The sequence below is a fragment of the Frigoribacterium sp. ACAM 257 genome, from assembly GCF_007954365.1.
GTDB lineage: Bacteria > Actinomycetota > Actinomycetes > Actinomycetales > Microbacteriaceae > Frigoribacterium.
In genome coordinates this window covers 35602-57488 of sequence record NZ_VOLO01000005.1, presented here as the reverse complement: position 1 = coordinate 57488, position 21887 = coordinate 35602, and the positions used below count along the sequence as shown (strand labels likewise).

Genomic DNA, 21887 nt, shown 5'->3' with positions numbered 1-21887 from the left:
CTAGGCCAGGACACGGCACTGGAACCGGTGCGTGACGTTCATGCTGGACTCGACGCCGCCGAGGAGTGAGCCGTCGGGGCAGCTGAACTCGCCCTGCGGGTAGGTCCAGTCCGACCACCACGAGCGCGCGAAGGTCAGCTTCGCCGTCCCGTCGCCGCCGGGCATCGAGTCGTCGAACGCGATCAGCTCGGCGCACCGGAACTGCGCCTGACCCGGCCACTTGTTGAAGTGCAGGCGCTGGTACATCGCCGTGTCCGCCGGGCACTCCCAGACCTTCGTCTTGTCCGAGATGACCGGAGACTTGTGCAGGGCGCCCCTGAAGACGCGCGTCCCGTTGGAACGGTGACCGACCCAGGCGCACCGCGTCGCGGAGTCCGTGTCACCGCCGATCGAGGATCCGCGGATCTTGAAGCCCACCATGAAGTCCGACGGCAGGCACGACGACGTGGCCTTCTTGTCCGAGACGAAGGAGGACCAGCCTCCGGGATGGGTCTGATGCTGCCCGGCCGTGGTGCTCGACCCTGCAGCTGTGGACGGTGCGACGAGGAGGCCGAGTGTCAGGGGCAGGCACAGCATCGCTGCCTTCGCCCATCCTCTTCGGCGTGAGGTACTTCTCATAGGAATCACACATCCAGCATATTGGCATGCTCGGGGCTCGGCCGGACCGGACTGCGGGCCGCACGGCGGCGTATCGTCGCCCGCATGATCGATCACGACGACACCACCCCGGACACCGCCCCCGACGGCTCGACGAACGTCACCGACGAGCAGGCCGAGCACACCGAGCAGCTCGCCGACGGCTCGAAGGACGGTCTCGTCGACGACGACAAGGACTCGGACGCCGACGAGGCCTGAGTCCGCTCGCGCCGCCGGCTCTCCACGAGCTCCACGAGAGGCCCCGATCCGATCTCCCCGCCCACGCGGGAGCCGGACCGGGGCCTCTCGTCACCCGGGCCGACGACCGGGCCTTGACGCGGTCGCCGGCACCTCGCCATCATGCAGGGACGACCGGAGGCGAACGCCCGCCGGTCTCCCGGAGAGAGACGAGACGCCGATGTCCACCATGATCTTCGTCAACCTGGCCGTCAGCGACCCGTCGCGCTCACGAGCGTTCTTCCAGTCGCTCGGCTACTCGATCAACGAGGGATTCAGCGACGAGAACGCCGTCAGCGTCGTCATCAGCGACACGATCACGGCGATGTTGCTCACGCGCGAGTTCTTCGCCGAGTTCACGAGCAAGTCGATCATCGACGCCACCACCTCGACCGAGGTGCAGCTCGCCCTCAGCGCCGAGAGCAAGGAGGCGGTCGACGCGATCCACGCGAAGGCACTCGCGGCCGGCGCCACGCCCGCCGGCGAGCAGGACCACGGCTTCATGTACTCGAAGAGCTTCGACGACCTCGACGGCCACCACTGGGACCACGTCTGGATGGACCCGGAGGCGGCGGCCGGCGGCGCCCCGGAGATGACCGTCGACGAGATGCGGGCGGGCACGACGCACAGCTGAGCCGGGCTCGATCGCCGGCCGTCGCAGCGGCGCGCAGCTGCGACGCCGCGGCGCCGCTGCCTCAGGCCCCCGCGGGGCGAGGCTCGGAGACGAGGGCGCGCAGCGCCGTCAGGGCGTCCCGGATCCGGGTCTTCATGGTGCCGAGCGGGACCCCCGCCCTGATCGCCGCCTCCGACTGGGTGCACCCGCCGAAGTACGTCAGCTCGAGAGCTTCCCGCTGGGCAGCGGTCAGCGCTCTCATGCTGGTGGCGACGCGATGGTGCTCGATCAGGATCTCCGCCTTCTCGGCGACGTCGTCCCTGCTGACCTCGAGGTCGCGCAGCCCGACGCCGACGTCGCGGTCGCGGGACGCCTGCGAGGACCGGACACGGTCGATCGCCCGCCGTCGGGCCCGGACGAGGAGCCACGCCAGGGCCGTGCCCCTGGTCGGGTCGAAGGTCGTGGCCTCCTGCCACGTGGCGAGGAACACCTCCTGGGCGACTTCCTCGGACTGCGCCGGATCGACGAGGATGCGTCGGACCAGCCCGAGCACGCGAGACGCCGTCCGGTCGTAGAACGCCGCGAAGGCACGATCGTCTCCCTCGGCAGCGAGGGCGAGGAGGTGCTCGCTCGTCAGCTCGGCACCGGAGGGCGACGCGGACGCGAGCGACATGGACAGATCCGATCAGAGGAGCCACGGGGATGAGGGGCGCTCCCCCGCGTGCTGGTGCCACTGTATGCGCCCGCATGGGGACCGGTTCCCCCAGTTCGGGGAACGGCACCACGGCCCGCGACGGCCCGTCGCCCGCGATCAGATCTTGCCGCGACCGGCGTGAGCGCGCGCCTTCATCCTGTTGCCGCAGCTGGCCATGGAGCACCACTTCGCGGTGCCGGGGCGGCTGTGGTCGACGAGGAACAAGTTGCACTCGAGGTTCGCGCAGGCCCGCAGCCGGCCCGGGAGCCGGTCGCTGACGCTCGACCACGCCAGGACGACCTCGGTCGCGAGACGGGCGTCGCCTGCCGTGACGAGGTCCCACACCACGCCGTCGTGCGTGACACGGGGCGTCTGCACCGCACCGTCGGCGACGCTCGCGAGCTCGTCGAGGGCCTCGGACCCCGTCCCGCGGACCACGGCCTGGAGCGCGGCGCGAGCCCGACGGAGCCGGCCGACCTCGTCGACCGTGCCGACGCCACCCCAGCTCAGGGCCAGCTCTCGTCCGGAGTCGCCCTCGAGGGCGTCCGTCACGTGGCCGTCGACCACCGGCGCGCTGTTGAGCACGGCCAGCAGCAGCTCTTCGTCCGTCAGCATCTGTCCTGTCCTCTCCGCACCGGTCGGCACGACGAACTCATGCTACCGTCACCTAACCAGTAAAACAAACCGAAGGGGTTAGACATGGTCGCCGTCCACCACCGCACCGTCTCCGTCGACGGGCTCGACGTGTTCTACCGGGAGGCCGGGCCCGCCGACGCACCCGTGCTCCTCCTCCTGCACGGGTACCCGTCGAGCTCGCACATGTTCCGGCACCTCCTCCCGGCGCTGGCCGGGGAGCACCGCGTCGTGGCGCCCGACCACATCGGCTTCGGCCGCTCGTCCGCGCCGTCGACCGCCGAGTTCGAGTACACCTTCGAGCGGCTGGCCGCCGTGACCGGGCGGTTCCTCGCCGTCCTCGGGATCGAGCGCTACACGGTCTACGTCCAGGACTACGGCGCCCCGATCGGCTGGCGCCTCGCCCTCGCCGATCCCGCGGCCGTCACGGGGGTCATCTCGCAGAACGGGAACGCCTACGAGCAGGGCTTCGTGCCGAGCTTCTGGGACGGCATCTGGGCCGACGGCGCCGAGCGGACCGAGGAGACCCGCGACGCGCTCCGTCCCGCGCTGGGACGAGAGGCCGTCGAGTGGCAGTACACCCACGGGGTGCCCGACCCGACGACCGTCGACCCCGACGCCTGGGAGCACGACCTCGCCCTCCTGGCCCGTCCCGGCCAGGACGACGTCCAGCTGGCGCTCTTCCGCGACTACGCGACCAACCGCCTCCTGTACCCGGCGGTCCACGACTGGCTCCGCACCTCCGGGGTTCCCGTGCTGGCCGTCTGGGGGCGGCACGACGAGATCTTCGCCGCCGCCGGCGCGAGCGCCTTCCACGAGGACCGCCCCGACGCTCGCGTCGAGCTCCTCGACGGCGGGCACTTCCTGCTCGAGTCGCACCTGGACGAGGTCGCCGGCACGATCAGGGGCTGGCTGGCAGATCAGCGCTGAGGCCCGCACGGTCGGATGATCCTGGAGGGATGATGGAGCATGGTCACCGATCTGAGCCTCCCCGTCCTCCTGTCGGCGCGCGGCGTCGTCGTGCTCGTTCGCCGAGCCGGGCCCGACGACCTGCGCGCCATCGTGCGGCTGCTGTCCGACGACCCGGTCAGCGCGGGCCGGGGCGACGTCGCGAGCGACGAGGACGAAGACGCGTACGCGTCGGCGCTGCGACGGATCATCGACGACCCGAGCAACGAGATCCTCGTCGCGACGCACCAGGACGGGACGATCGTGGGCACGCTGCAGCTGACGGTCATCCCCGGCATGGCGCGACGCGGGAGCACCCGACTGCTCGTCGAGGCGGTCCGCGTCGCGAGCACGCAGCGCTCGTCCGGCATCGGCGGCGCGCTGATGCGGTGGGTCGTGGACGTGGCCGCGGTCGAGCTCCGCGCACCGCTCGTGCAGCTCACCTCGGACGCCGCTCGCACCGATGCCCACCGGTTCTACCGCAGGCTCGGCTTCGTCGACTCCCACGTCGGCTTCAAGTTCGCCGTGGCGCTGCCCGACGCGTCGCCTCGCGGGGACGCCTGACCTCACGGGTCGGCCCCGGCGGCCACCTGGGCCGGTCAGCGATCCTCGTCGATCAACAGGCCGCGCACGGCGTCGGCGACGTGCTCGACCCGGGCGGCCCTCGGCGACGAGAAGAGCGCGGCGTCGTCGCCACGGTCACGACGCCCGCGAGCCCGGACCGGCCGGCCTCGGCGACGGTCCAGAGGGTGACGAAGACGGCGCCGCCGACCGGGGCGACGACGTGGGCGACGAGGCGGAAGGAGGTCATGCCCCGACAGTAGGAGCGGCACGGGCACGTTCCGGGCAGGGCGGGGGAACTTCATCCTGACGAGCGAGGTGCCCACCCGGCGCGTGTCGGACGGCCTGCCTCAGCGGGCCGGGAGCTGCACCTAGATCCAGCCTCGCTCGAGCGCCACCAGGACCGCCTGCTGCCGGGTCGGCACCGACAGCTTCGTGAGGACGGCCGAGACGTGGTTGCGCACGGTGCCGGGCGCGAGGGAGAGCTCACGAGCGATCTGGGCCGTCGTCTGCCCGTGACTCCCGACCCGCAGCACGTCCCGCTCGCGATCGGTCAGGGGGCAGCGTTCGTCGCTCAGCGCATCGGCCGCGATCTCGGGGTCGACGTACCGTGCTCCCGCGGCCACCCGTCGGATGACTGCTGCCACCTCCTTCGCGTCGCGGCTCTTCGGCAGGAACCCTGCTACTCCCGCGGCGAGTGCCCGGCGGAGCACGCCGGGGCGAGCGTGCCGGGTGACCACCACGCAGCGAGCGGTCACGGTGCGTCGCAGCCGCTCGGCGACCTGGACCCCGTCGAGGCCGGGCATCTCGAGGTCGAGCAGGCAGATGTCCGGGTGCAGACGCTCCGCCGCCGCCACGGCCTGCTCGCCGTCGGCGCACTCGGCGACGACCTCGATGTCGCCCTCGAGGCGCAGCAGCGCGGCCAGCGCCGAGCGGATCATCGCTTCGTCGTCGGCGAGGAGGACCCGGATGGGGCGGGGCGGGGCCCCGGCGACGCCGTCCGGAGTCGTCTCGACGCTCATCGGGGCACGCCCGCACTTGCGCCTGCGCCTGCCGGGACCGTCACGATCACGGTGAAGTCGTCCTCGCCGGCGACCACCTCCATGGACCCGCCGGCGTCTCCGGCGCGCCTGGCCGTGCCCTCGAGTCCGGTGCCCTGCCGCGTGCGCCCAGGAGGCGCCCCGGCGTCGTCGGGTGACGCTGCGGTCACCGACAGCGAGGGCACCAGGACGTCGTTGCTGATCTCGTACCGCCACCTGCCGTCCAGCCGCGTCAGCGCGAGTCGGGCGCGCCTCCCCCCGCCGTGTCGGAGGACGTTGGTCGTCGTCTCCCGGATGACGGGCCCGAAGACCGAGGCCGGGGCGCTGTCGGCGTCGACGTCGACGACCGCCTCGACCGTGAGGCCGGCGGCGCGCAGCAGGTCACGAGCGTTGGCGAGTTCGTCGGGAAGGGGAACGGCGCGGAACCGGGTCGCGAGATCGCGGGTGCCCTGCCGGGCCTCGTCGACGCTGAGGCGTGCGGCCCTCAGCTGCTGGAGGGCGGCGTCGCGGTCGTCGGGCAGCAGCCTCTCCGCGAGCTCGAGCTGCAGGGCGATGACCTGCAGGTGGTGCCCCTGGAGATCGTGGACGTCGGTGGCGACCGCGAGTCGCTCCTGGGTCGCGGCGAGCCGAGCCTCGGAGACGCGGGCACGGTCGAGCGTGATCAGCACGTCCCACCACCACAGCGACAACACCGTGGTCAGGGGCAGCAGGACGGAGAAGACGCCTGCGACATACGGGTCCCCGTGAGCTGACAACGGTGGTTCGGAGAGGGCCGTGTGGACGTCGACGACCAGCACGCCCGCCAGCAGGGCCGTGACCGCCAGCACCATCCGCGCCCGCACGAACCGTGGCCAGTGGAGCAGCTGCAGGGACTGGGCGAGGGGAAGGACCAGCAGGACCCAGAGGCCGGTCAGAGACCACCCCGTGACGCCGTAGGCGGCGGCGACGACCAGCGGCACGAGGGTGCTGCGCCAGTCGAGAGCGGCGGAGTCGCCTCCGCCGTGCCGATAGGCGCGCAGCAGAGGAGCCGTGGAGAGGATCCAGACGAGACCGCCGACCAGGAGGGCGAGGACGGCACCTCGGTCGAGGCGCGCCTGCAGGAGCGTGCCCGCCCAGACCAGCACGACGGCCAGCTCGAAGAACACGAGCGCCACCACGGTGTACCACCAGGTCGCCGTGACGGCACGTGCCGTGCCCCGGTGGACCAGCGGGGACGACGGCGCCTCAACGGTGCGGGCATCGGCCGGAGCGGTCATGGCCCCACCATATGTCCGTGACAGAAGTCACGGACCCGACGGGCAGATGACCCCCACGGCCGTGACTGCCCGACACTGCCGGTGACATCTCCCCTGCTGTGGACTGGGCACCACAGCGGAGAGGTCGACCAGGCCCCTCCCGAGACGACAGGAGCGACCGTCATGGACCTGATCACGCAATTCCAGGAGCTGGTGGCTCAGATGCCCGGGATCCTGCAGCCTCTCGTCGTCGCCCTGGCCGGTGCGGTCCCGTTCATCGAGGGCGAGGGAGCGGCAGCGATCGGCATCGTCGGCGGCCTGCACCCTGCCCTCGCCGTCACGGCGGGCGCCGTCGGCAACTTCCTGTGCGTCCTCGTGCTCGTGACGACCAGCGCGAGAGCGCGGTCGGTCGTCGTCTCACGGCGAAGGCGGGCCGCGGCGAGCCGGCGCGAGGCCGTCGTCGGGGTCCCCGCCGGAGGAGGAGCCGCACCGGCCACCACGGGGCCGGTCGACGAGGTCGACGAGGTCGACGAGCGCAGCAGGAAGTCCGCCCGCAGGGCGAAGTTCCAGAACGCGCTCGTGCGATACGGCGTTCCGGGCGTGAGCCTGCTCGGCCCCCTCCTGCTGCCCACCCAGTTCACCGCCACCATGCTCGCCGGCTCCGGGGTGAGCAAGGCGCGGGTGCTGTTCTGGCAGGGGCTCGCCATCGTCGGGTGGTCCACCCTGATCGGCGTCGTCGTCGGAGGCGCCACGCACGCCGTCGCGTGAGCGGGGCGGGCGGCCGCCTCGCCGTCAGTCGAGGGCCACGCGAGTGTGCAGCCCGAGCCGATCGAGGAAACTCTCGTCGTGGCTGACGACCACGAGGCCGCCGCGCCAGGCCGCGAGCACCTCGACGAGGTGGTCGGTCGTCGCCATGTCGAGGTCGTTCGTCGGCTCGTCGAGGACGAGCAGCTGGGGGACCGGGTCGGCGAGCACCAGGCCCGCGAGGGCCACGCGGAACCGCTCCCCTCCGGACAGCGTCACCGTCGTCCGGTCGACGACGGCACCACGGAGGAGGAGGCGCGCGAGGGCGTTGCGCAGCTCACGGTCGGGCACGGCGGGAGCCGCGCGGGCGACGTGCTCGAGGACCGTGTCGTCGTCGTCGAGCAGCCCGTCGCGACGCTGGGGCAGCCAGGCGACCCGGTCCGTGAACGACGTCGCCCCCGTGTCCGCCAGGGGGTGCGGCCGCGTGCCGGGCGCACCGGGCGCGACGACGATCTGCTCGAGCAGCGTGGTCTTGCCCGTGCCGTTGGCGCCGACGACAGCGATCCGCTCGGGGCCCTGCAGCACGGTGGTCCGCCCGCGGACGGTCAGCTCCGCGAGGCGTCGCCCCGCCGGGATCGCCGGATCGGGCAGGTCGACCCGGACGGCGTCGTCGTCCCTCACCGCGCGTGAGGCGACGTCGACCTGGTCCCTGGCCCGCGCCTCCGCGGCGCCGTGGCCGGAGCGCAGCCGGCCCGCCGTCGCCTCCGCCGTGTTCCTCCTCGCGTGGGCGATGATCGCGGGCATCGACTCCGCCGAGCGCCGCCCGGCGCGCGCCCGCCGGGCGATCGTCGTCTCGGCCTCGATGCGCTGCCGCCGTTCGGCACGCAGCAGCTGATCGGCGTCGCGCAGGTCGCGCTCTGCCGCCGACCGCTCGACGGCCAGGCGCTGCTCGAAGTCGGACCAGGTCCCTCCCGAGGTGCGGATCGAGCCGTCGCGCAGCTCGGCCACCTCGTCGACGTGCTCGAGCAGCTCGCGGTCGTGGCTCACGACGACGAGCGTGCCGCGCCAGCGGTCGACGAGGTCGAGCAGCAGCCCGCGCGACCGGACGTCGAGGTCGTTCGTCGGCTCGTCGAGCACGGCGACGGGCCGGTCGCGCAGCCGCACGCCGGTGACGGCGGTGAGGACGGCCTGCCCGCCCGACAGGGTCGCGACCGGACGCAGCAGGTCCCCGGCGTCGAGGTCGAGCCCGACCTCGCCGAGGGCGGCGACGGCCCGGGCCTCGATGTCCCAGTCGTCGGCGAGGGCGTCGAAGTGCCGCGGATCGGGGTCGCCGCCGAGGATCGCGTGCAGGGCGTCGAGCCGCGGTCGGATGCCGAGCAGGTCGGCGACGGTGTCGTCGGGTCCGCGACGGAGGCGCTGCGGCAGCAGGTCGACCGGTCCGGTCGTCGAGACCCTCCCGCCCGTGGGGGCGAGATCGCCGGTGACGAGGCGGACGAGCGTCGACTTGCCGGCGCCGTTGGCCCCGACGAGGCCGGTGCGACCCCGCCCGAAGGCCGTGGTGACCCGGTCGAGGACGACAGCGCCGTCGGGCCAGGCGAACGAGCAGTCGGTGAGGACGACGGACGGTGAGGGCGTGGTGGTGCGAGGGGTGGTGGGCACGGTGCTCCCGGTGGTGGTGTCGGCGCACGACACCACCGCGCTCCCGGCCGGAGGCGGGGGAGCGTCGGCCTCGCCCGGGTCAGCGGGCGGGCACGGGCGGAGTCAGTGCGAGGGCAGCTGCTGCGTCGTGGACGCAGTACCGGTGCTGGTGCGCAATGGGCCGTCTTCCGTGCGGGGAGCCCCCGTGTCCGCGAGCCGTCCGGTCGGCCGGTGAGGTGGCCGCACCGACGTCGCGGCTCGCGACGAGGTACCCGTCGATGCTATGCGGAGGTCGCGCCGCCCGGCAAGGGGGACCGCACGGCGTCAGCGACGCGGCGGCGCGTCACGCACCCGGAGGAGGACAGCTGGCCCTGATCGGCAGCCGGCCGGCTCCGGTGAGCCAGCCCGCGCCTCCTCGGCTCGGCCCTGTCGCGCTCGAGTGGTCAGATGATGTCCCTCACCGAGCCGGGAAGGACAGGAGCTGACCACTCGACAACCCCCGCACGCGGGCGTACCCCGGCGTGAACGTTCACGCCGACGGGGCGTAGCGTCGACGGCGGTGCGCAGCGGAGCGCCCCCGACAAGGAGAACCCCATGGAATTCAGGTACCTCGGCAACTCAGGACTCAAGGTCTCCGAGCTCACGTTCGGCAACTGGCTCACCCACGGCTCGCAGGTCGAGAACGACACGGCCACGGCGTGCGTGCGGAAGTCGCTCGACGTCGGCATCTCGACCTTCGACACGGCCGACGTGTACGCGAACACCCAGGCCGAGGTCGTGCTGGGCGAGGCGCTGAAGGGCGAGCGTCGCGAGTCGGTCGAGATCTTCACCAAGGTCTACGGCCCGACCGGCCCCAAGGGCCACAACGACACCGGCCTCAGCCGCAAGCACATCACGGAGTCGATCAACGGCTCCCTCGAGCGGCTGCAGACGGACTACGTCGACCTGTACCAGGCGCACCGCTACGACGTCGAGACTCCCCTCGAGGAGACGATGGAGACCTTCGCCGACCTCGTCCGCCAGGGCAAGGTGCTGTACATCGGCGTGTCCGAGTGGAACGCCGAGCAGCTGCGCGAGGCGCACGCGCTCGCCCGCGAGCTGAAGATCCAGCTCGTCTCGAACCAGCCCGAGTACTCGCTGCTCTGGCGGGTCATCGAGGAGGAGGTCGTCCCGGCCTCGAAGGAGCTCGGCATCTCGCAGATCGTCTGGTCCCCCGTCGCGCAGGGCGTGCTCACCGGCAAGTACACCAAGGGCGGCGAGCTGCCCTCCGGCAGCCGGGCGACCGACCAGAAGGGCGGCGCCGCGATGATCGAGCGCTGGATGGGCGACGACGTGCTCGACGCCGTGGCCCAGCTGAAGCCGGTGGCCGACGACCTGGGCCTCACGCAGGCGCAGCTCTCGCTCGCCTGGGTGCTCTCGAACGAGAACGTCGCGTCGGCGATCATCGGCGCCTCGCGTCCGGAGCAGGTCGAGTCGAACGCGAAGGCGTCGGGCGTGGTGCTCGAGGCCGACGTGCTCGCGAAGATCGAGTCGATCTTCGAGGGGCTCGCCGAGACCGACCCCCGCAAGACGCAGATGCCCGCCGGTCGCGAGGTCTAGGCCGCCGCATCGACCGCGGGGCCGCCTGCTGCCGGCCGGGACGATCCCGGGACGGTCCCGGGCCGCCTGCGAGCCGCCTCCTGCGCCCGTGTGTCTTCCCTGTACATCTGCCGGACGCCGGTCGAGGGTGACTAGGCGGGCCTACCGTCCACCACACAGCCGGGACGTCCCGGGAACTCAGCAGGAGGAGGAACCGCATGTCCATCGGAGACAAGGCCAAGGACGCAGTGCAGAAGGCAGCCGGACACGTGGAGGAGGCCGTCGGCAAGAAGACCGACGACGCCGAGCTCACCGCCCAGGGCCAGAAGGACAAGTCGATGAGCGAGGACCGTCTCGCCACCGAGCGCGCCAAGGACGGCGACCAGCACTGATCCACCCCGGGCTCCGCACGTCGTGAGCCCGCCCCGGTCGAGCCCGGCACCTGCAGAGGTGCCGGGCTCGACTGCTGCCCGGGCCCGGCCCGCTCGGCTCGGCTGGGCGCGCGCTTCCGCAGATGCCGACCGCACGCGCTGCAATGCGGGGACATCCACGTGCGAACGACTCGAATCGACGCGAACTGTCGGCATTTGCGGCAGATCGGTGTCGGGGCAGGCGGAGACGGAGGCGGGTGTCGCGGTCGCGGTCGCGGTCGCGCCGTACCGTGGGGGCATGAACGACCACGCCGAGCCCGACCCCGCCCGTCTCCGAGGCGCCCGATGGGCCGTGACCGGTGCGGCCGGCCGGATCGGGGTGCACCTGCGCTCAGCGCTGCACGAGCTCGGGGTCGAGCTGGTCTCGACGGACGTCGTCGAGGTTCCCCCGGCCGCGCACGCCGGCACCGGCCCGACGACGCCCGAACGACGCGAGGTCGTGGACGTCGCCGACCTCGAGGCGCTGGCCGGTCTCTTCGCCGGCTGCGACGGCGTCGTCCACCTCGGCGGACTCAGCGACGAGGCCGACTTCCACGACCTGGCCGCGGTCAACGTGGTGGGCACGTACCACGTGCTCGAGGCTGCTCGCCGGGCCGGCGTCGGACGGGTGGTCTTCGCCAGCAGCAACCGCCTCACCGGCTCGTACGACACCGACACGACCGTCGACGTCGGCATGCCCCCGCGACCCGACGGCTTCTACGGCGTCTCGAAGGTCGCCGGCGAGGCCCTCTGCCGCCTCTACTCGGACAAGTTCGGGCTGAGCACGATCTCCGTCCGCATCGGGAGCTGGGGCGAGGCGCCGGAGGACTCCCGCCACCTGCACACCTGGCTCAGCAGGCCGGACGGGGTGCGCGCGTTCGTCGCCGCCATGACGACCGACGTGCACGTCGCCGTGTTCTACGCCGTGTCGGCGAACAGCGAGGGCTGGTGGGACCTCGCGGCCGGTGAGGCCGTCGGCTTCCGGCCGCAGGACGACGCCTCGGCGGTCGCCGACGGCCCCCTGCCCGAGCCGGCCGGAACCGTCTCTCCCGAGGCCGAGGGGTCGGCCGAGGGGTCGGCCGGGATGTCAGCCGGGCGGTCAGCCGGGCAAGCAGGTCCTCAGGGCGGGCCCTTCGCCTCCTCGGCCTTCTCGCTCGACCGCATGACGCGCTGAGCGGTCACGACCCACGCCGTGACCGGGAGCGCGATCCAGGAACGATCGACACGGAGTTCCTGAATCGTGCAGGGATCAGGACGCCCGATCCCCCCGGTGCGGGGATCAGGACCCGACTTCCTGAATGAGGAGTGCCGCGTGCGGCCAGCGGGCAGCGGGCGGCGGGCGCGCCTCGTCGTGCTGCCCGCGCCGGTCAGGACGAGGTGCCGACGACGCGGACGTCGATCGTGGGGGCGGGCAGCTGCTGGGCGTCGAGGTAGGCGAGGAGGCGCGCCGCGACCGCCCGGGCCACAGCCGGCCCCGAGGCGGTCTCGTCCACGGCGAGGTCGAGCACCACCCGCGTCTCGTCGTCGGTGACGGCGAGCGTGACGGGGAGCCTCGACCGACCTGCGGCCCCGTCGGCCGAGCCGACCGCGGCGGCACCGGTCACGGCCGCACCGGTCACGGCCGCACCGGTCGCGCCGGCCACGCTGCCGACGGCTGCCCTGAGCCCGCCGAGCGCCTGGCGGGCGATCTCGACCGCACCGGGACGTGCGTGCACGCGGGCGACGCCGTCCGTCTCCGCCGCCAGCGCTCCGAGCTCGAGCGCGAGATCCTCCAGCCGACCCTGCGGCACGGTCGCGGCGGCGACGTCGGCACCCGCGCGTGCGCCTGCGCCCGCGCCTGCGCCGTCGTCGATCGTCAGGTCGTCCGTCACAGTCCTGCCTCCCTGGCGTCGAGGTGCACGTCACGCACGGTCACGTCGAGGGACTCGACGACGATCTCGGTCTGCCGGGCCAGAGCCTCGGACACCGTCTCGCGGACGAGCTCCGCGACCCCTCGCAGGTCGGCCCCGTAAACGACGCTCACGGCCACGTCGACCCGGATCGGCGCGTCGACGACGCCCACGTCGCCGGCCAGCCCGCACGAGATGACGACGACGCCGGGCACCGAGTCGCCGGCCTCGCGGACCAGCGAGCGCACCGCGCCCTCGGTGATGTGCAGGGTGCTGCGGGCGTCGGGCGAGGCGAGGGGGATGTCCCGCCCCGTGCGCGACTCGAGCCGGACCCTGTCCATGACGCCGGCGATCCACGACGGGTCGGGCGCCGGCGCCGCCGCGACGTCGTCGGCGACGAGCGCGGAGGACAGCGCGCGAAGCCGCTCGAGGGCGAGGAGCTGCGCCAGGCACTCCGGGTCGTCCTCGATGAGGGGGTCGTAGGGCTCACGTCCCGCGTCGAGGTAGTCGGCGAGCCGCTCGATCGAGACCGAACCCGTGTCGGCACCCTCGACGTCGACGCCGGCGCCGGGCTCGGCGGCCCGGCCTGCGACGGGGCTCTCATCCGGCTGTGCGGCAGGCGAGAAGGGCGTCGGGTCGCTCATCGCCAGGCCTCCATCTCTCGGGTCAGGGACTCTCGGGCACGGGCGAGCTGGCCCCTCACGGCGGTCACGGACGAGCCGGTCCGCTGCGCGATGTCAGCGTACGACTCGCCGCCGACCTCGCGCATGGTCCAGACGCGGCGCTGGGCGGCGGGCAGGCGGCCGAGGGCCTCCTGCAGCGCCGCCATCGCGTCGGACGACTGCGCCCGCCGCTCGGGGTCGTCGTGGGCGCCGTCCGTCGACGGCACCTCCAGCTCGTCGACGTCCGCGGCGGGACGGCGCCTGCGGATCAGGTCGAACGCCTTGCGCGACACGATCGTCATCATCCAGCCGCGCACGGCCTCGGGGGTCTGCAGGCCCGGCAGCTCTCGCCAGATGGTGATCGACGCCTCCTGCACGGCGTCGGAGGCGTCGGCCCTGGACGAGGTCAGCCGCGTCGCGTAGGCGGTCATCAGCCCGAGGTGACGCCGCAGCAGCACCTCGAAGGCCCGCTCGTCGCCCTCAGCGGCGCGGGACGCGAGCGTGCCGTCGGCGGCGTCGGCGAGGTCGACGGACATCGGAGCCTCCTCTGCGCGGCAGCCCTCGTGAGGGCGGTGGGTGGAACGACCGGGACGGATTCCGTGACGATCAGGTCGCGGGGTGCGTCCCATCATGACTACACCAGACAGCCACCGAACGGAGACACCATGGCCGAGAACAGCACCCCCACGCCCGCCGACGTCACGACCGCCGGCGTCACCGGCCTCGTGACCGACGGCACCACGCCCGGCCGCACGGTCGTCGCCGACGCCGTGGTCGCCAAGGTCGCCGGCATCGCTGCCCGTGAGGTGCCCGGCGTGCACGCCCTCGGCGGCGGAGCGGCCCGCGCCTTCGGTGCCCTCCGCGACGTCGTCGGCAACACCGACCTGGGCCAGGGCGTCCGCGTCGAGGTCGGCGAGACCCAGGTGGCGGCCGACGTCACCATCGTCGTGGAGTACCCCGTCGCCATCAGCCAGGTCGCCGACCAGGTCCGTGAGTCCGTGGCCGCCGCGATCGAGCAGCTCGTCGGCATGGACGTGGCCGAGGTCAACGTGTCCGTCACCGACGTGCACATCCCGGGCGACGACGACGAGAGCTGACGCCGGGAGGGCCGGCCGGCCGACGGGTCACGGGTCGCATCGTGTTTCGAGCATCACGTCTCGGCACGCCGTGACGCGATGCTCGGAACGTGAGGCGACCCGACCCGACCCGCCGCGACGCGTTGCGACGCGTCGTGGCGGCGATGCGAGCGGCCTCAGCGCACCGCGAGCACGATCTTGCCGAGGTGCTGCCCCGACTCCATCCGCCTGTGCGCGGTGGCCGCGAACTCGAGCGGGTAGACGCTGTCGAGCACGGGTCGCACCGTGCCGGCGGCGACGAGCGGCCAGACGTGCTCGCGCACCTCGGCCATGATCGCGCGGCGCTCCTCGAGCGGACGGGCCCGCAGGGTCGTGCCCCAGATGCGGGCGCGCTTGGCCATCAGGCGCCCCACGTCGATCGTCGCGGCCGTGCCGCCCTGCGTCGCGATGACCATGACGCGGCCCCCGGGGGCGACCGCCTCGACGTCGCGCGCCAGGTAGTCGCCGCCGACGAGGTCGAGCACGACGTCGACGCCCCGCCCGTCGGTCAGCTCGCGGACGACCTCGACGAAGTCCTCCTGCTTGTAGTCGATGCCGCGCGCGGCGCCGAGCTGCTCGCAGAAGGCGGTCTTCTCGGCCGAGCCCGCCGTCGCGTAGACGGTGGCGCCACGGGCGACGGCGAGCTGGATCGCGATCGACCCGACCCCGCTCGACCCGCCGTGCACCAGCAGCGTCTCGCCCGCCTGCAGCCCCGCCGACATGAACACGTTCGACCACACGGTCGCGAGCGCCTCGGGCAGCCCGGCCGCCTCGACGAGGTCGAGCCCCTTGGCGTAGGGCAGCAGCAGGCCCTCGTCGACGGCCACGCGGTCGGCGTAGCCGCCTCCGGACAGCAGCGCCAGGACGTAGTCGCCGAGGGAGGCGCCGGTCACCTCGCTGCCCACGCTCACGACCGTGCCGCTCACCTCGAGCCCCGGCCAGGCAGGAGCCCCGGCCGGTGACGGGTAGTGCCCCTCGCGCTGCGAGACGTCGGCGCGGTTCACGCCGGCCGCCGCGACGTCGATCACGACCTCGTGCGGGCCGGCGACGGGCTCGGGGACTTCGCTGACGACGAGGGCGGAGGGCCCTCCGGGAACAGGGACGGTGACGGCACGCATGCCCCCCATCCTCCTCCTGCAGCGCAGGGCGTCGCCCTGCGCGACCGGTCCAGGAGGGTCGGCCCGCGCCTCCTACGTCCTGTCGGGCCAGGCGGCGACGAGCACCTTGCCGCTGACCGACGAGTCGCGGGCGACGTCGAAGGCCCGCACGACGTCGTCGCTGCCGACCACGTGCGTGACGACCTGGCCGAGTGCCGGGTCGTCAGCGAGCATCCGCACGGCCTCGTCGATCTCGTCACGGAACCGGAAGACGCCGAGCACGGTGAGCTCCTTCGAGATGGCGGGCGCGAGGTTCACCGGGCGGGCGACGTCGGGCACCATGCCGACCTGGGCGACGACGCCCCGACGACGGGCGGCGACGAACGCGGCGCTGACGGCGGGGGCGGCACCCGAGCACTCGAGCACGACGTCGAAGGCGTCGGCGGGGACGGCGTCCTCGCCGAGGCGGAGGACCTCGTCGGCCCCCACGGCGAGCGCGCGGGCCAGCGGCTCGGGCAGGACGTCGACGACGGTGACCCTGGCCGCTCCGCGCGCACGGGCGGCGGCGGCCGCGAGCAGGCCGATCGGGCCGGCGCCGGAGACGAGCACGCGGGCACCGGCGACGTCGCCCACCCGGGTCACGGCGTGCAGGGCGACGGCGAGCGGCTCGGCGAGCGCGGCCCGCTCGAGCGGGAGCGACTCGGGCAGCGCACGGAGCATGCCCTCGTCGACGACGAGGTACTCGCTGAGGGCGCCCTGCGTGTGCGGGTGCGTCGACGCGCTGCCGAGGTAGGAGCCGCCCGGCCAGAGGTGAGGCGCGTCCTCGGTGCCGTCGGTCGGCGTGCCGAACCGGGCCGGGTGCACGGTGACGGGCGTCCCGACGGCCCAGCGGCCGCTGGGGTCGAGGTCGACGCGGCCCGACAGCTCGTGCCCGGGCGCGAGGGGCTCCTCGACCACGAAGGCGCCGTTGGCGCCCTCGAAGTAGTAGTGCAGGTCGGAGCCGCAGATGCCGACGAAGTCGACGCGGATCCGCACCTCGCCCTCACCGGGGTCGGGCGTGGGGACCTCGCGCTCGGTCAGGACGAGCGCGGAGTCGATCTGGATGGTCTTCACGGTTCGTTCTCCCTGGTTCAGACGACGCTGGTCATGCCGCCGTCGACGAAGATGTTCTGCCCCGAGACGAAGTCGCTCGCGCTCGAGGCGAGGTAGATGAGCGTCCCCGTGAGCTCCTCGACGCGGCCCCAGCGCTGAGCCGGGGTGCGCTGACGGAGCCACGCGTCGAAGTCCTCGTCCTGCCAGAGCGCGGTGTTCATCTCGGTGGCGAAGTAGCCGGGCGAGAGGGTGTTCACCTGCACGCCGTGCCTCGCCACGTCGGCGGCCATGCCGCGGCTCAGCTGCGCGACGCCGCCCTTGGTCGCCGAGTAGGGGGCGATGGTCTGCCGGGCCAGCATCGACTGGACGCTCGCGACGTTCACGATCTTGCCCGAGCCGCGCTCGACCATGCCGGGCGCGACGAAGCGCGAGACGTAGAAGACGCTCGACAGGTTCGTCGCGACGACCGCGTCCCAGTCCTCGACGGGGAACTCGGTGAACGGCGCCCGCTTCTGCACCCCGGCGTTGTTGACCAGGACGTCGGGGACGCCGTGCTCGGCCACCAGGTCGCCAACCGCCGCCTCGACGGCCGCGGCGTCCGTCACGTCGAAGACCGTCGTCGCGGGCCGCGTCCCCGTGGCGGCCTCGAGGGCGTCCTGGGTCTCCCGCAGCGCCTCCGCGTCCCGGCCGTGCACGACCACCCGGGCCCCCGCCTCCGCGAGGGCCAGGGCGAACGAGCGGCCGAGGCCCCGGGAGGAGCCGGTCACGAGGGCGAGCCGTCCGGTGAGGTCGAACAGGGACGAGGTCATGGTTCTCCTTGGGTGCGCGGGGAGCCGGGGCGGCCGGTCAGGGCGGTCGGTCGGTCGGTCAGGTCGGCCGACCGGTCAGGGCGGTCGGTCAGACGAGGGCGCCGACGGCGAAGATCAGCAGCGCCGCGGCGAACCCGAGCACGGACTCCACGCCCTGCTGCACGGTCCAGACGCGCAGCGTGGTCTTGACGTCCATGCCCATGAGACGGCCGACGAGCCAGAAGCCCGAGTCGTTGACGTGGCCGGCGAAGACCGAGCCCGCGGCCGTGGCGAGCACGACGGCGGCGAGCTGGACGGGGTTGAGGTCGGCCAGCGCGACGGCCGGGGCGACGAGGCCCGCGGCGGTGACGAGGGCGACGGTCGCCGAGCCCTGGGCGAGGCGCAGGATGGCGGCGATGATCCACGCGGCCACGATGACCGGCAGGCCGAGGTCGCCCAGCACGTCGGCGAGGGCGTCGCCGATGCCGGAGGCGCGGAGGACGCCGCCGAACATGCCGCCAGCTCCGGTGATGAGCACGACCGAGCAGATGGGGCCGAGGGCGCTCTCGAGCACCTTCTCGAGCGCGCTGCCGGCGACGCCGCGGGCACGGCCCAGGACGACGGCCGCGACGAGCACCGAGATGAGCAGGGCGATGCCGCTGGTGCCGACGAGCACGAACGCCTGGACCCAGCCGGCGTCGCCGTCCACGACTCCCACCGAGCTGAGCGAGCTGAGCCCCGTGTTCAGCAGGATCAGGACGAGCGGGACGGCGAGGACGGCCATGACCGTGCCGGCCTTGGGCGGGTTGACGGCCTGGACGTCGTCCTCCGGGGTGCCGAAGAGCGACAGCACGGGCAGCGGGATGCGCTTGTTGACGTACTTCGCCCACAGGTAGCCGGAGATGTACCAGACGGGGAACACGATGACGAGGCCGGCGACGAGCACTATGCCCAGGTCGGCGCCGAGCAGCTCGGTCGCGGACACCGGACCCGGGTGCGGCGGCAGGAACACGTGCATGACCGAGAAGGCCGCGGCGGAGCTGATGCCGTAGAGCAGCAGCGACTTGCCGCCCATGCGCCGGGCCACGGCGAAGACGATCGGCAGCATGACGATCAGGCCGGCGTCGAAGAAGATCGGGAAGCCCATGATCAGCGACGCGAGACCGAGGGCGAACGGGGCCCGCTTCTCGCCGAAGACGTCGACCATGCGGTCGGCGAGCACCCGGGCGCCGCCCGACGACTCGACGAGCCGGCCGAGCATGGCCCCGAGCCCGACGAGCAGCGCGACCGAGCCGAGGGTGCTGCCGAAGCTCGTGACGAGCAGGTCGGCGATGGCGCCCGTGGGGATGCCCGTCGCGAGCGCCGTGAGCGCCGCGACGATGACGAGGGTGAGGAACGCGTGCAGCTTGAACTTGATGACGAGCACCAGGATCAACGCGATCGCCCCCGCGGCGATCGCGAGGAGCGGTGCCGCCCCGAGGGTCTGTGTCCAGTCGTCCATGTCGATCTTCTCCGTTGAATACCGTGGGCTGCGCCCGTCGAGTCCGCGGTCGTGGCGCGCAGGAGGTGCGCGACCGCGGTGAAGGCCAGGGTGCCATCAAAGGTAGTACTTTTCAAGTCGTGCCGAGCTCTCGGCCTACGACAGGATGACCCTCATGACATCTCGCCCCGGGGCCGAGGGGACGCACGCCCGGCTCGTGCACGCCCTCGGCGGCCGCATCGCCTCGGGCGACCTGCCCGCGGGCACCGTGCTCACCCTCGCCGCGCTCGAGCTCGAGTTCGGGGCCTCCCGGACGTCCGTGCGCGAGGCGGTGCGCGTCCTCGAGTCGCTCGACCTGATCCGGTCGCGCCGACGGGTGGGGATGACCGTGCAGCCGCGGGCGTCGTGGCGGGTGCTCGACGCGCAGCTCATCCGCTGGACCCTGGCCGGCCCGCTGCGGCAGCGACACCTCGTCGAGCTGATGGAGCTGCGCGCCGCGCTCGAGCCGGCCGCCGCCCGGCTCGCGGCCCGGAACGCCACCGACGACCAGCGGGCGGGCCTCGTGCGCCTCGCCTCCGAGCTCGACGACCTCGGCAGGGCCGGGCGAGGCGACTCGTCCGAGTACCTCGCGGTCGACGTCGAGTTCCACTCGCTGCTGCTCGCCGCCAGCGGCAACCTGCTCTACGCCGAGCTCGCGTCGCCCGTCCGGGAGATCCTGGAGGGGCGCGCCGATCTCGGGCTCACGCCGGCCGTCCCCTGGCCGGGGACCCTCGACGCCCACGTCGCCGCCGCGCGTGCGGTCGCCGACGGCGACGGCGACGCCGCCGAGCACCAGGTCCGCACCCACATCGCCATCGTCAGCCACGAGGTCGAGGAGGCGCCCGTCCCGACCCTGCGCCCCCTGCCCGCTGACTAGGCTGACCGCGTGCTGCTCTCCGACCACGACATCAAGCTCGAGCTCGACGCCGGGCGCATCGGCCTCGACCCCTACGACTCCTCGCTGATCCAGCCGTCGAGCATCGACGTTCGGCTCGACCGCCTGTTCCGGCTGTTCGACAACCACAAGTACCCGTTCATCGACCCCGCGGCCGAGCAGCCCGAGCTGACCCGCCTCGTCGAGACCCCCGCCGACGAGCCGTTCATCCTGCACCCGGGCGAGTTCGTGCTCGGCAGCACCTACGAACGCGTCACGCTGCCCGACGACGTCGCCGCCCGGCTCGAGGGCAAGAGCTCGCTCGGCCGCCTCGGCCTGCTGACGCACTCGACGGCCGGCTTCATCGACCCCGGCTTCACCGGCCACGTCACCCTCGAGCTGTCGAACGTGGCGACGCTGCCGATCAAGCTCTGGCCGGGCATGAAGATCGGGCAGCTCTGCTTCTTCCGCCTCAGCTCGCCGGCCGACCACCCCTACGGCTCGGGCGAGTACGGCTCGCGGTACCAGGGCCAGCGGGGGCCGACGGCCAGCCGGTCGGCGACGAACTTCGTCCACACGGACGTCTCGGCCCGCGACTGAGCCCCGGAGGGCTCAGCCGCCCAGCAGGAGGCGCGGCTCGTCCGAGCAGGGCGCTGGTCCGAGCAGCGCCGATCAGGCCCCCGGGGGCGTGAACGGAACGGGTCCGATCTGAGCCCGGAACGCGAGCACGTGGTCCATCACGACCAGCGCGAGCATCGCCTCCACGATCGGCGTCGCGCGGATGCCCACGCACGGGTCGTGGCGCCCGAAGGTCTCGACGCTCGTCTCGTTCCCCTCACGGTCGATCGACCGCTGCGGCGTGCGGATCGAGCTCGTCGGCTTGATCGCGACCGAGACGCGCAGGTCCTGGCCGGTCGAGATGCCGCCCAGCACGCCGCCCGCGTCGTTGCTCGCGAAGCCGTCCGGGGTCAGCGCGTCGCCGTGCTCGCTGCCGCGCTGCGAGACGCTGTCGAAGCCCGCGCCGATCTCGACGCCCTTGACCGCGTTGATGCCCATCATGGCGGCGGCGATGTCCGCGTCGAGCTTCGAGAACAGGGGCTCGCCGAGGCCCGCGGGCACGTTGCGGGCGACCACGTCGATGCGCGCGCCGCACGAGTCGCCGGCCTTGCGCAGCTCGTCCATGCGCGCCTCGAGCTGCGGCACGATCGCGGCGTCGGGGGCGAAGAAGGGGTTCTGCGTGATCTGCGACTCGTCGGTGAACGGGACGGCGATGTCGTCGAGCTGGCTCATCCAGCCGGTGAACGAGATGCCGCCCTGCTCCTGCAGCCACTTGCGCGCGACGGCACCGGCGGCCACCATCGGCGCCGTGAGGCGGGCGGAGGAGCGGCCCCCGCCGCGAGGGTCGCGCACCCCGTACTTGCGCCAGTACGTGTAGTCCGCGTGCCCCGGCCGGAACGTGTCGAGGATGTTGCCGTAGTCCTTGCTGCGCTGGTCGACGTTCCGGATGAGCAGGGCGATCGGCGTGCCCGTCGTCCGGCCCTCGTACACGCCGGACAGGATCTCGACGGCGTCGGGCTCCCTGCGCTGCGTCACGTGGCGCGACGTGCCAGGGCGGCGACGGTCGAGGTCCGCCTGGATGTCGGCCTCGGTCAGCACGAGGCCCGGAGGGCACCCGTCGATGACGCAGCCGATGGCGACGCCGTGCGACTCGCCGAAGTTCGTGACGCGGAAGAGTTCACCGAAGGTGCTGCCAGACATGGGACGACCCTACGGGAGCATCGCCCGCTCCAGGACGGGAGGAGGCCCCGGAGCCCAGAAGGGGGTGCGGGCGGGGACCCGACGCCCTCACCCGCACCCCTCGCAGCCGCGACCGGGACCCGACGT

26 protein-coding genes are annotated in these 21887 nt (G+C 73.0%); 11 read left to right on the top strand and 15 right to left on the bottom strand.

Annotated elements, in window-relative coordinates; genetic code table 11:
- Positions 1-576 carry a hypothetical protein gene (locus ES689_RS13330; protein WP_146905590.1) on the bottom strand — a complete coding sequence of 192 codons (576 nt, stop codon included), beginning with the start codon at positions 574-576 and terminating at the stop codon, positions 1-3.
- 126 nt (positions 577-702) lie between these two features.
- Here ES689_RS13330 and ES689_RS15685 point away from each other — a divergent pair, with 126 nt between their 5' ends.
- Positions 703-855, top strand: coding sequence for a hypothetical protein (locus tag ES689_RS15685; RefSeq protein ID WP_191330464.1), 153 nt, complete (start codon positions 703-705; stop codon positions 853-855).
- 199 nt (positions 856-1054) lie between these two features.
- The gene (locus ES689_RS13325; protein ID WP_146905587.1) at positions 1055-1507 is read left to right on the top strand and encodes a VOC family protein; all 453 of its coding nucleotides are present in this window, start codon (positions 1055-1057) and stop codon (positions 1505-1507) included.
- 61 nt (positions 1508-1568) lie between these two features.
- Here ES689_RS13325 and ES689_RS13320 read toward each other — a convergent pair whose 3' ends face one another.
- Both ES689_RS13320 and ES689_RS13315 read right to left on the bottom strand, forming a co-directional pair.
- Positions 1569-2159 (bottom strand): sigma-70 family RNA polymerase sigma factor, encoded by a 591-nt coding sequence (locus ES689_RS13320; RefSeq protein WP_146905584.1) that lies wholly within the window; start codon positions 2157-2159, stop codon positions 1569-1571.
- 138 nt (positions 2160-2297) lie between these two features.
- Positions 2298-2795 carry a CGNR zinc finger domain-containing protein gene (locus ES689_RS13315; RefSeq protein WP_146905581.1) on the bottom strand — a complete coding sequence of 166 codons (498 nt, stop codon included), beginning with the start codon at positions 2793-2795 and terminating at the stop codon, positions 2298-2300.
- A gap of 84 nt (positions 2796-2879) precedes the next feature.
- On the opposite strand from ES689_RS13315, the gene ES689_RS13310 reads away from it, so the two are divergent.
- On the top strand, positions 2880-3743 hold the full coding sequence (locus ES689_RS13310; protein WP_146905578.1) for an alpha/beta fold hydrolase: 864 nt from the start codon (positions 2880-2882) through the stop codon (positions 3741-3743).
- A 39-nt stretch (positions 3744-3782) separates the two neighbouring features.
- A complete protein-coding gene (locus ES689_RS13305) occupies positions 3783-4325 on the top strand; it encodes a GNAT family N-acetyltransferase (protein ID WP_146905576.1) in 543 nt (180 codons plus the stop codon).
- A gap of 52 nt (positions 4326-4377) precedes the next feature.
- On the opposite strand, the gene ES689_RS13300 is transcribed toward ES689_RS13305, so the two are convergent.
- The 3 genes from ES689_RS13300 to ES689_RS13290 all read right to left on the bottom strand — a co-directional run bounded on the left by ES689_RS13300 (position 4378) and on the right by ES689_RS13290 (position 6618).
- Complete coding sequence (locus ES689_RS13300; RefSeq protein ID WP_146905573.1) at positions 4378-4572, bottom strand: hypothetical protein; 195 nt, start codon at positions 4570-4572, stop codon at positions 4378-4380.
- A gap of 121 nt (positions 4573-4693) precedes the next feature.
- Positions 4694-5344, bottom strand: coding sequence for a response regulator transcription factor (locus ES689_RS13295; protein ID WP_146905570.1), 651 nt, complete (start codon positions 5342-5344; stop codon positions 4694-4696).
- Positions 5341-6618 carry a sensor histidine kinase gene (locus ES689_RS13290; RefSeq protein ID WP_146905566.1) on the bottom strand — a complete coding sequence of 426 codons (1278 nt, stop codon included), beginning with the start codon at positions 6616-6618 and terminating at the stop codon, positions 5341-5343. Before ES689_RS13290 ends, ES689_RS13295 begins: the two co-directional genes overlap by 4 nt.
- 162 nt (positions 6619-6780) lie before the next feature.
- Between ES689_RS13290 and ES689_RS13285 the strand changes: the two genes are divergently transcribed.
- Positions 6781-7365 carry a small multidrug efflux protein gene (locus tag ES689_RS13285; protein WP_146905563.1) on the top strand — a complete coding sequence of 195 codons (585 nt, stop codon included), beginning with the start codon at positions 6781-6783 and terminating at the stop codon, positions 7363-7365.
- Between the two features lie 24 nt (positions 7366-7389).
- Here the strand turns inward: ES689_RS13285 and ES689_RS13280 are convergent, their stop codons facing one another.
- Positions 7390-9000, bottom strand: a complete 1611-nt coding sequence (locus ES689_RS13280; protein ID WP_146905560.1) for an ATP-binding cassette domain-containing protein — start codon at positions 8998-9000, stop codon at positions 7390-7392.
- A gap of 573 nt (positions 9001-9573) precedes the next feature.
- Between ES689_RS13280 and ES689_RS13275 the strand changes: the two genes are divergently transcribed.
- The 3 genes from ES689_RS13275 (at position 9574) to ES689_RS13265 (ending at position 12141) form a co-directional block, all read left to right on the top strand.
- A complete protein-coding gene (locus ES689_RS13275) occupies positions 9574-10578 on the top strand; it encodes an aldo/keto reductase family protein (RefSeq protein ID WP_146905557.1) in 1005 nt (334 codons plus the stop codon).
- A 197-nt stretch (positions 10579-10775) separates the two neighbouring features.
- A complete protein-coding gene (locus ES689_RS13270; RefSeq protein ID WP_123548416.1) occupies positions 10776-10949 on the top strand; it encodes a CsbD family protein in 174 nt (57 codons plus the stop codon).
- Between the two features lie 277 nt (positions 10950-11226).
- Entirely contained in the window at positions 11227-12141 is a 915-nt protein-coding gene (locus tag ES689_RS13265) for an NAD(P)-dependent oxidoreductase (RefSeq protein WP_146905554.1), read from the top strand.
- 193 nt (positions 12142-12334) lie between these two features.
- Here the strand turns inward: ES689_RS13265 and ES689_RS13260 are convergent, their stop codons facing one another.
- Genes ES689_RS13260 through ES689_RS13250 form a run of 3 tightly spaced genes read right to left on the bottom strand, consistent with a single transcriptional unit; the run spans position 12335 to position 14054 of the window.
- On the bottom strand, positions 12335-12838 hold the full coding sequence (locus ES689_RS13260) for a hypothetical protein (protein WP_146905552.1): 504 nt from the start codon (positions 12836-12838) through the stop codon (positions 12335-12337).
- Positions 12835-13500: an Asp23/Gls24 family envelope stress response protein gene (locus ES689_RS13255; RefSeq protein ID WP_146905549.1), complete on the bottom strand. Its 666-nt coding sequence runs from the start codon at positions 13498-13500 to the stop codon at positions 12835-12837. Before ES689_RS13255 ends, ES689_RS13260 begins: the two co-directional genes overlap by 4 nt.
- Complete coding sequence (locus tag ES689_RS13250) at positions 13497-14054, bottom strand: RNA polymerase sigma factor (RefSeq protein ID WP_146905546.1); 558 nt, start codon at positions 14052-14054, stop codon at positions 13497-13499. Before ES689_RS13250 ends, ES689_RS13255 begins: the two co-directional genes overlap by 4 nt.
- 129 nt (positions 14055-14183) lie before the next feature.
- On the opposite strand from ES689_RS13250, the gene ES689_RS13245 reads away from it, so the two are divergent.
- Positions 14184-14615 (top strand): Asp23/Gls24 family envelope stress response protein, encoded by a 432-nt coding sequence (locus ES689_RS13245; RefSeq protein WP_146905542.1) that lies wholly within the window; start codon positions 14184-14186, stop codon positions 14613-14615.
- A 155-nt stretch (positions 14616-14770) separates the two neighbouring features.
- On the opposite strand, the gene ES689_RS13240 is transcribed toward ES689_RS13245, so the two are convergent.
- From ES689_RS13240 to ES689_RS13225, 4 genes are all read right to left on the bottom strand, one after another.
- The gene (locus tag ES689_RS13240; protein ID WP_146905539.1) at positions 14771-15751 is read right to left on the bottom strand and encodes an NAD(P)H-quinone oxidoreductase; all 981 of its coding nucleotides are present in this window, start codon (positions 15749-15751) and stop codon (positions 14771-14773) included.
- A 72-nt stretch (positions 15752-15823) separates the two neighbouring features.
- On the bottom strand, positions 15824-16843 hold the full coding sequence (locus tag ES689_RS13235) for a zinc-binding dehydrogenase (protein WP_146905536.1): 1020 nt from the start codon (positions 16841-16843) through the stop codon (positions 15824-15826).
- Between the two features lie 17 nt (positions 16844-16860).
- The gene (locus tag ES689_RS13230) at positions 16861-17631 is read right to left on the bottom strand and encodes an SDR family oxidoreductase (protein WP_146905533.1); all 771 of its coding nucleotides are present in this window, start codon (positions 17629-17631) and stop codon (positions 16861-16863) included.
- A gap of 88 nt (positions 17632-17719) precedes the next feature.
- Positions 17720-19111, bottom strand: a complete 1392-nt coding sequence (locus ES689_RS13225) for a GntP family permease (protein ID WP_146905530.1) — start codon at positions 19109-19111, stop codon at positions 17720-17722.
- Between the two features lie 154 nt (positions 19112-19265).
- On the opposite strand from ES689_RS13225, the gene ES689_RS13220 reads away from it, so the two are divergent.
- Both ES689_RS13220 and dcd read left to right on the top strand, forming a co-directional pair.
- A complete protein-coding gene (locus tag ES689_RS13220) occupies positions 19266-20006 on the top strand; it encodes a FadR/GntR family transcriptional regulator (RefSeq protein WP_146905527.1) in 741 nt (246 codons plus the stop codon).
- Positions 20007-20015: 9 nt separating this feature from the next.
- Entirely contained in the window at positions 20016-20603 is a 588-nt protein-coding gene (dcd, locus tag ES689_RS13215; RefSeq protein ID WP_123548404.1) for a dCTP deaminase, read from the top strand.
- Between the two features lie 72 nt (positions 20604-20675).
- On the opposite strand, the gene aroC is transcribed toward dcd, so the two are convergent.
- Entirely contained in the window at positions 20676-21761 is a 1086-nt protein-coding gene (gene aroC, locus ES689_RS13210; protein WP_146905525.1) for a chorismate synthase, read from the bottom strand.
- Positions 21762-21887: the final 126 nt, after the last annotated feature.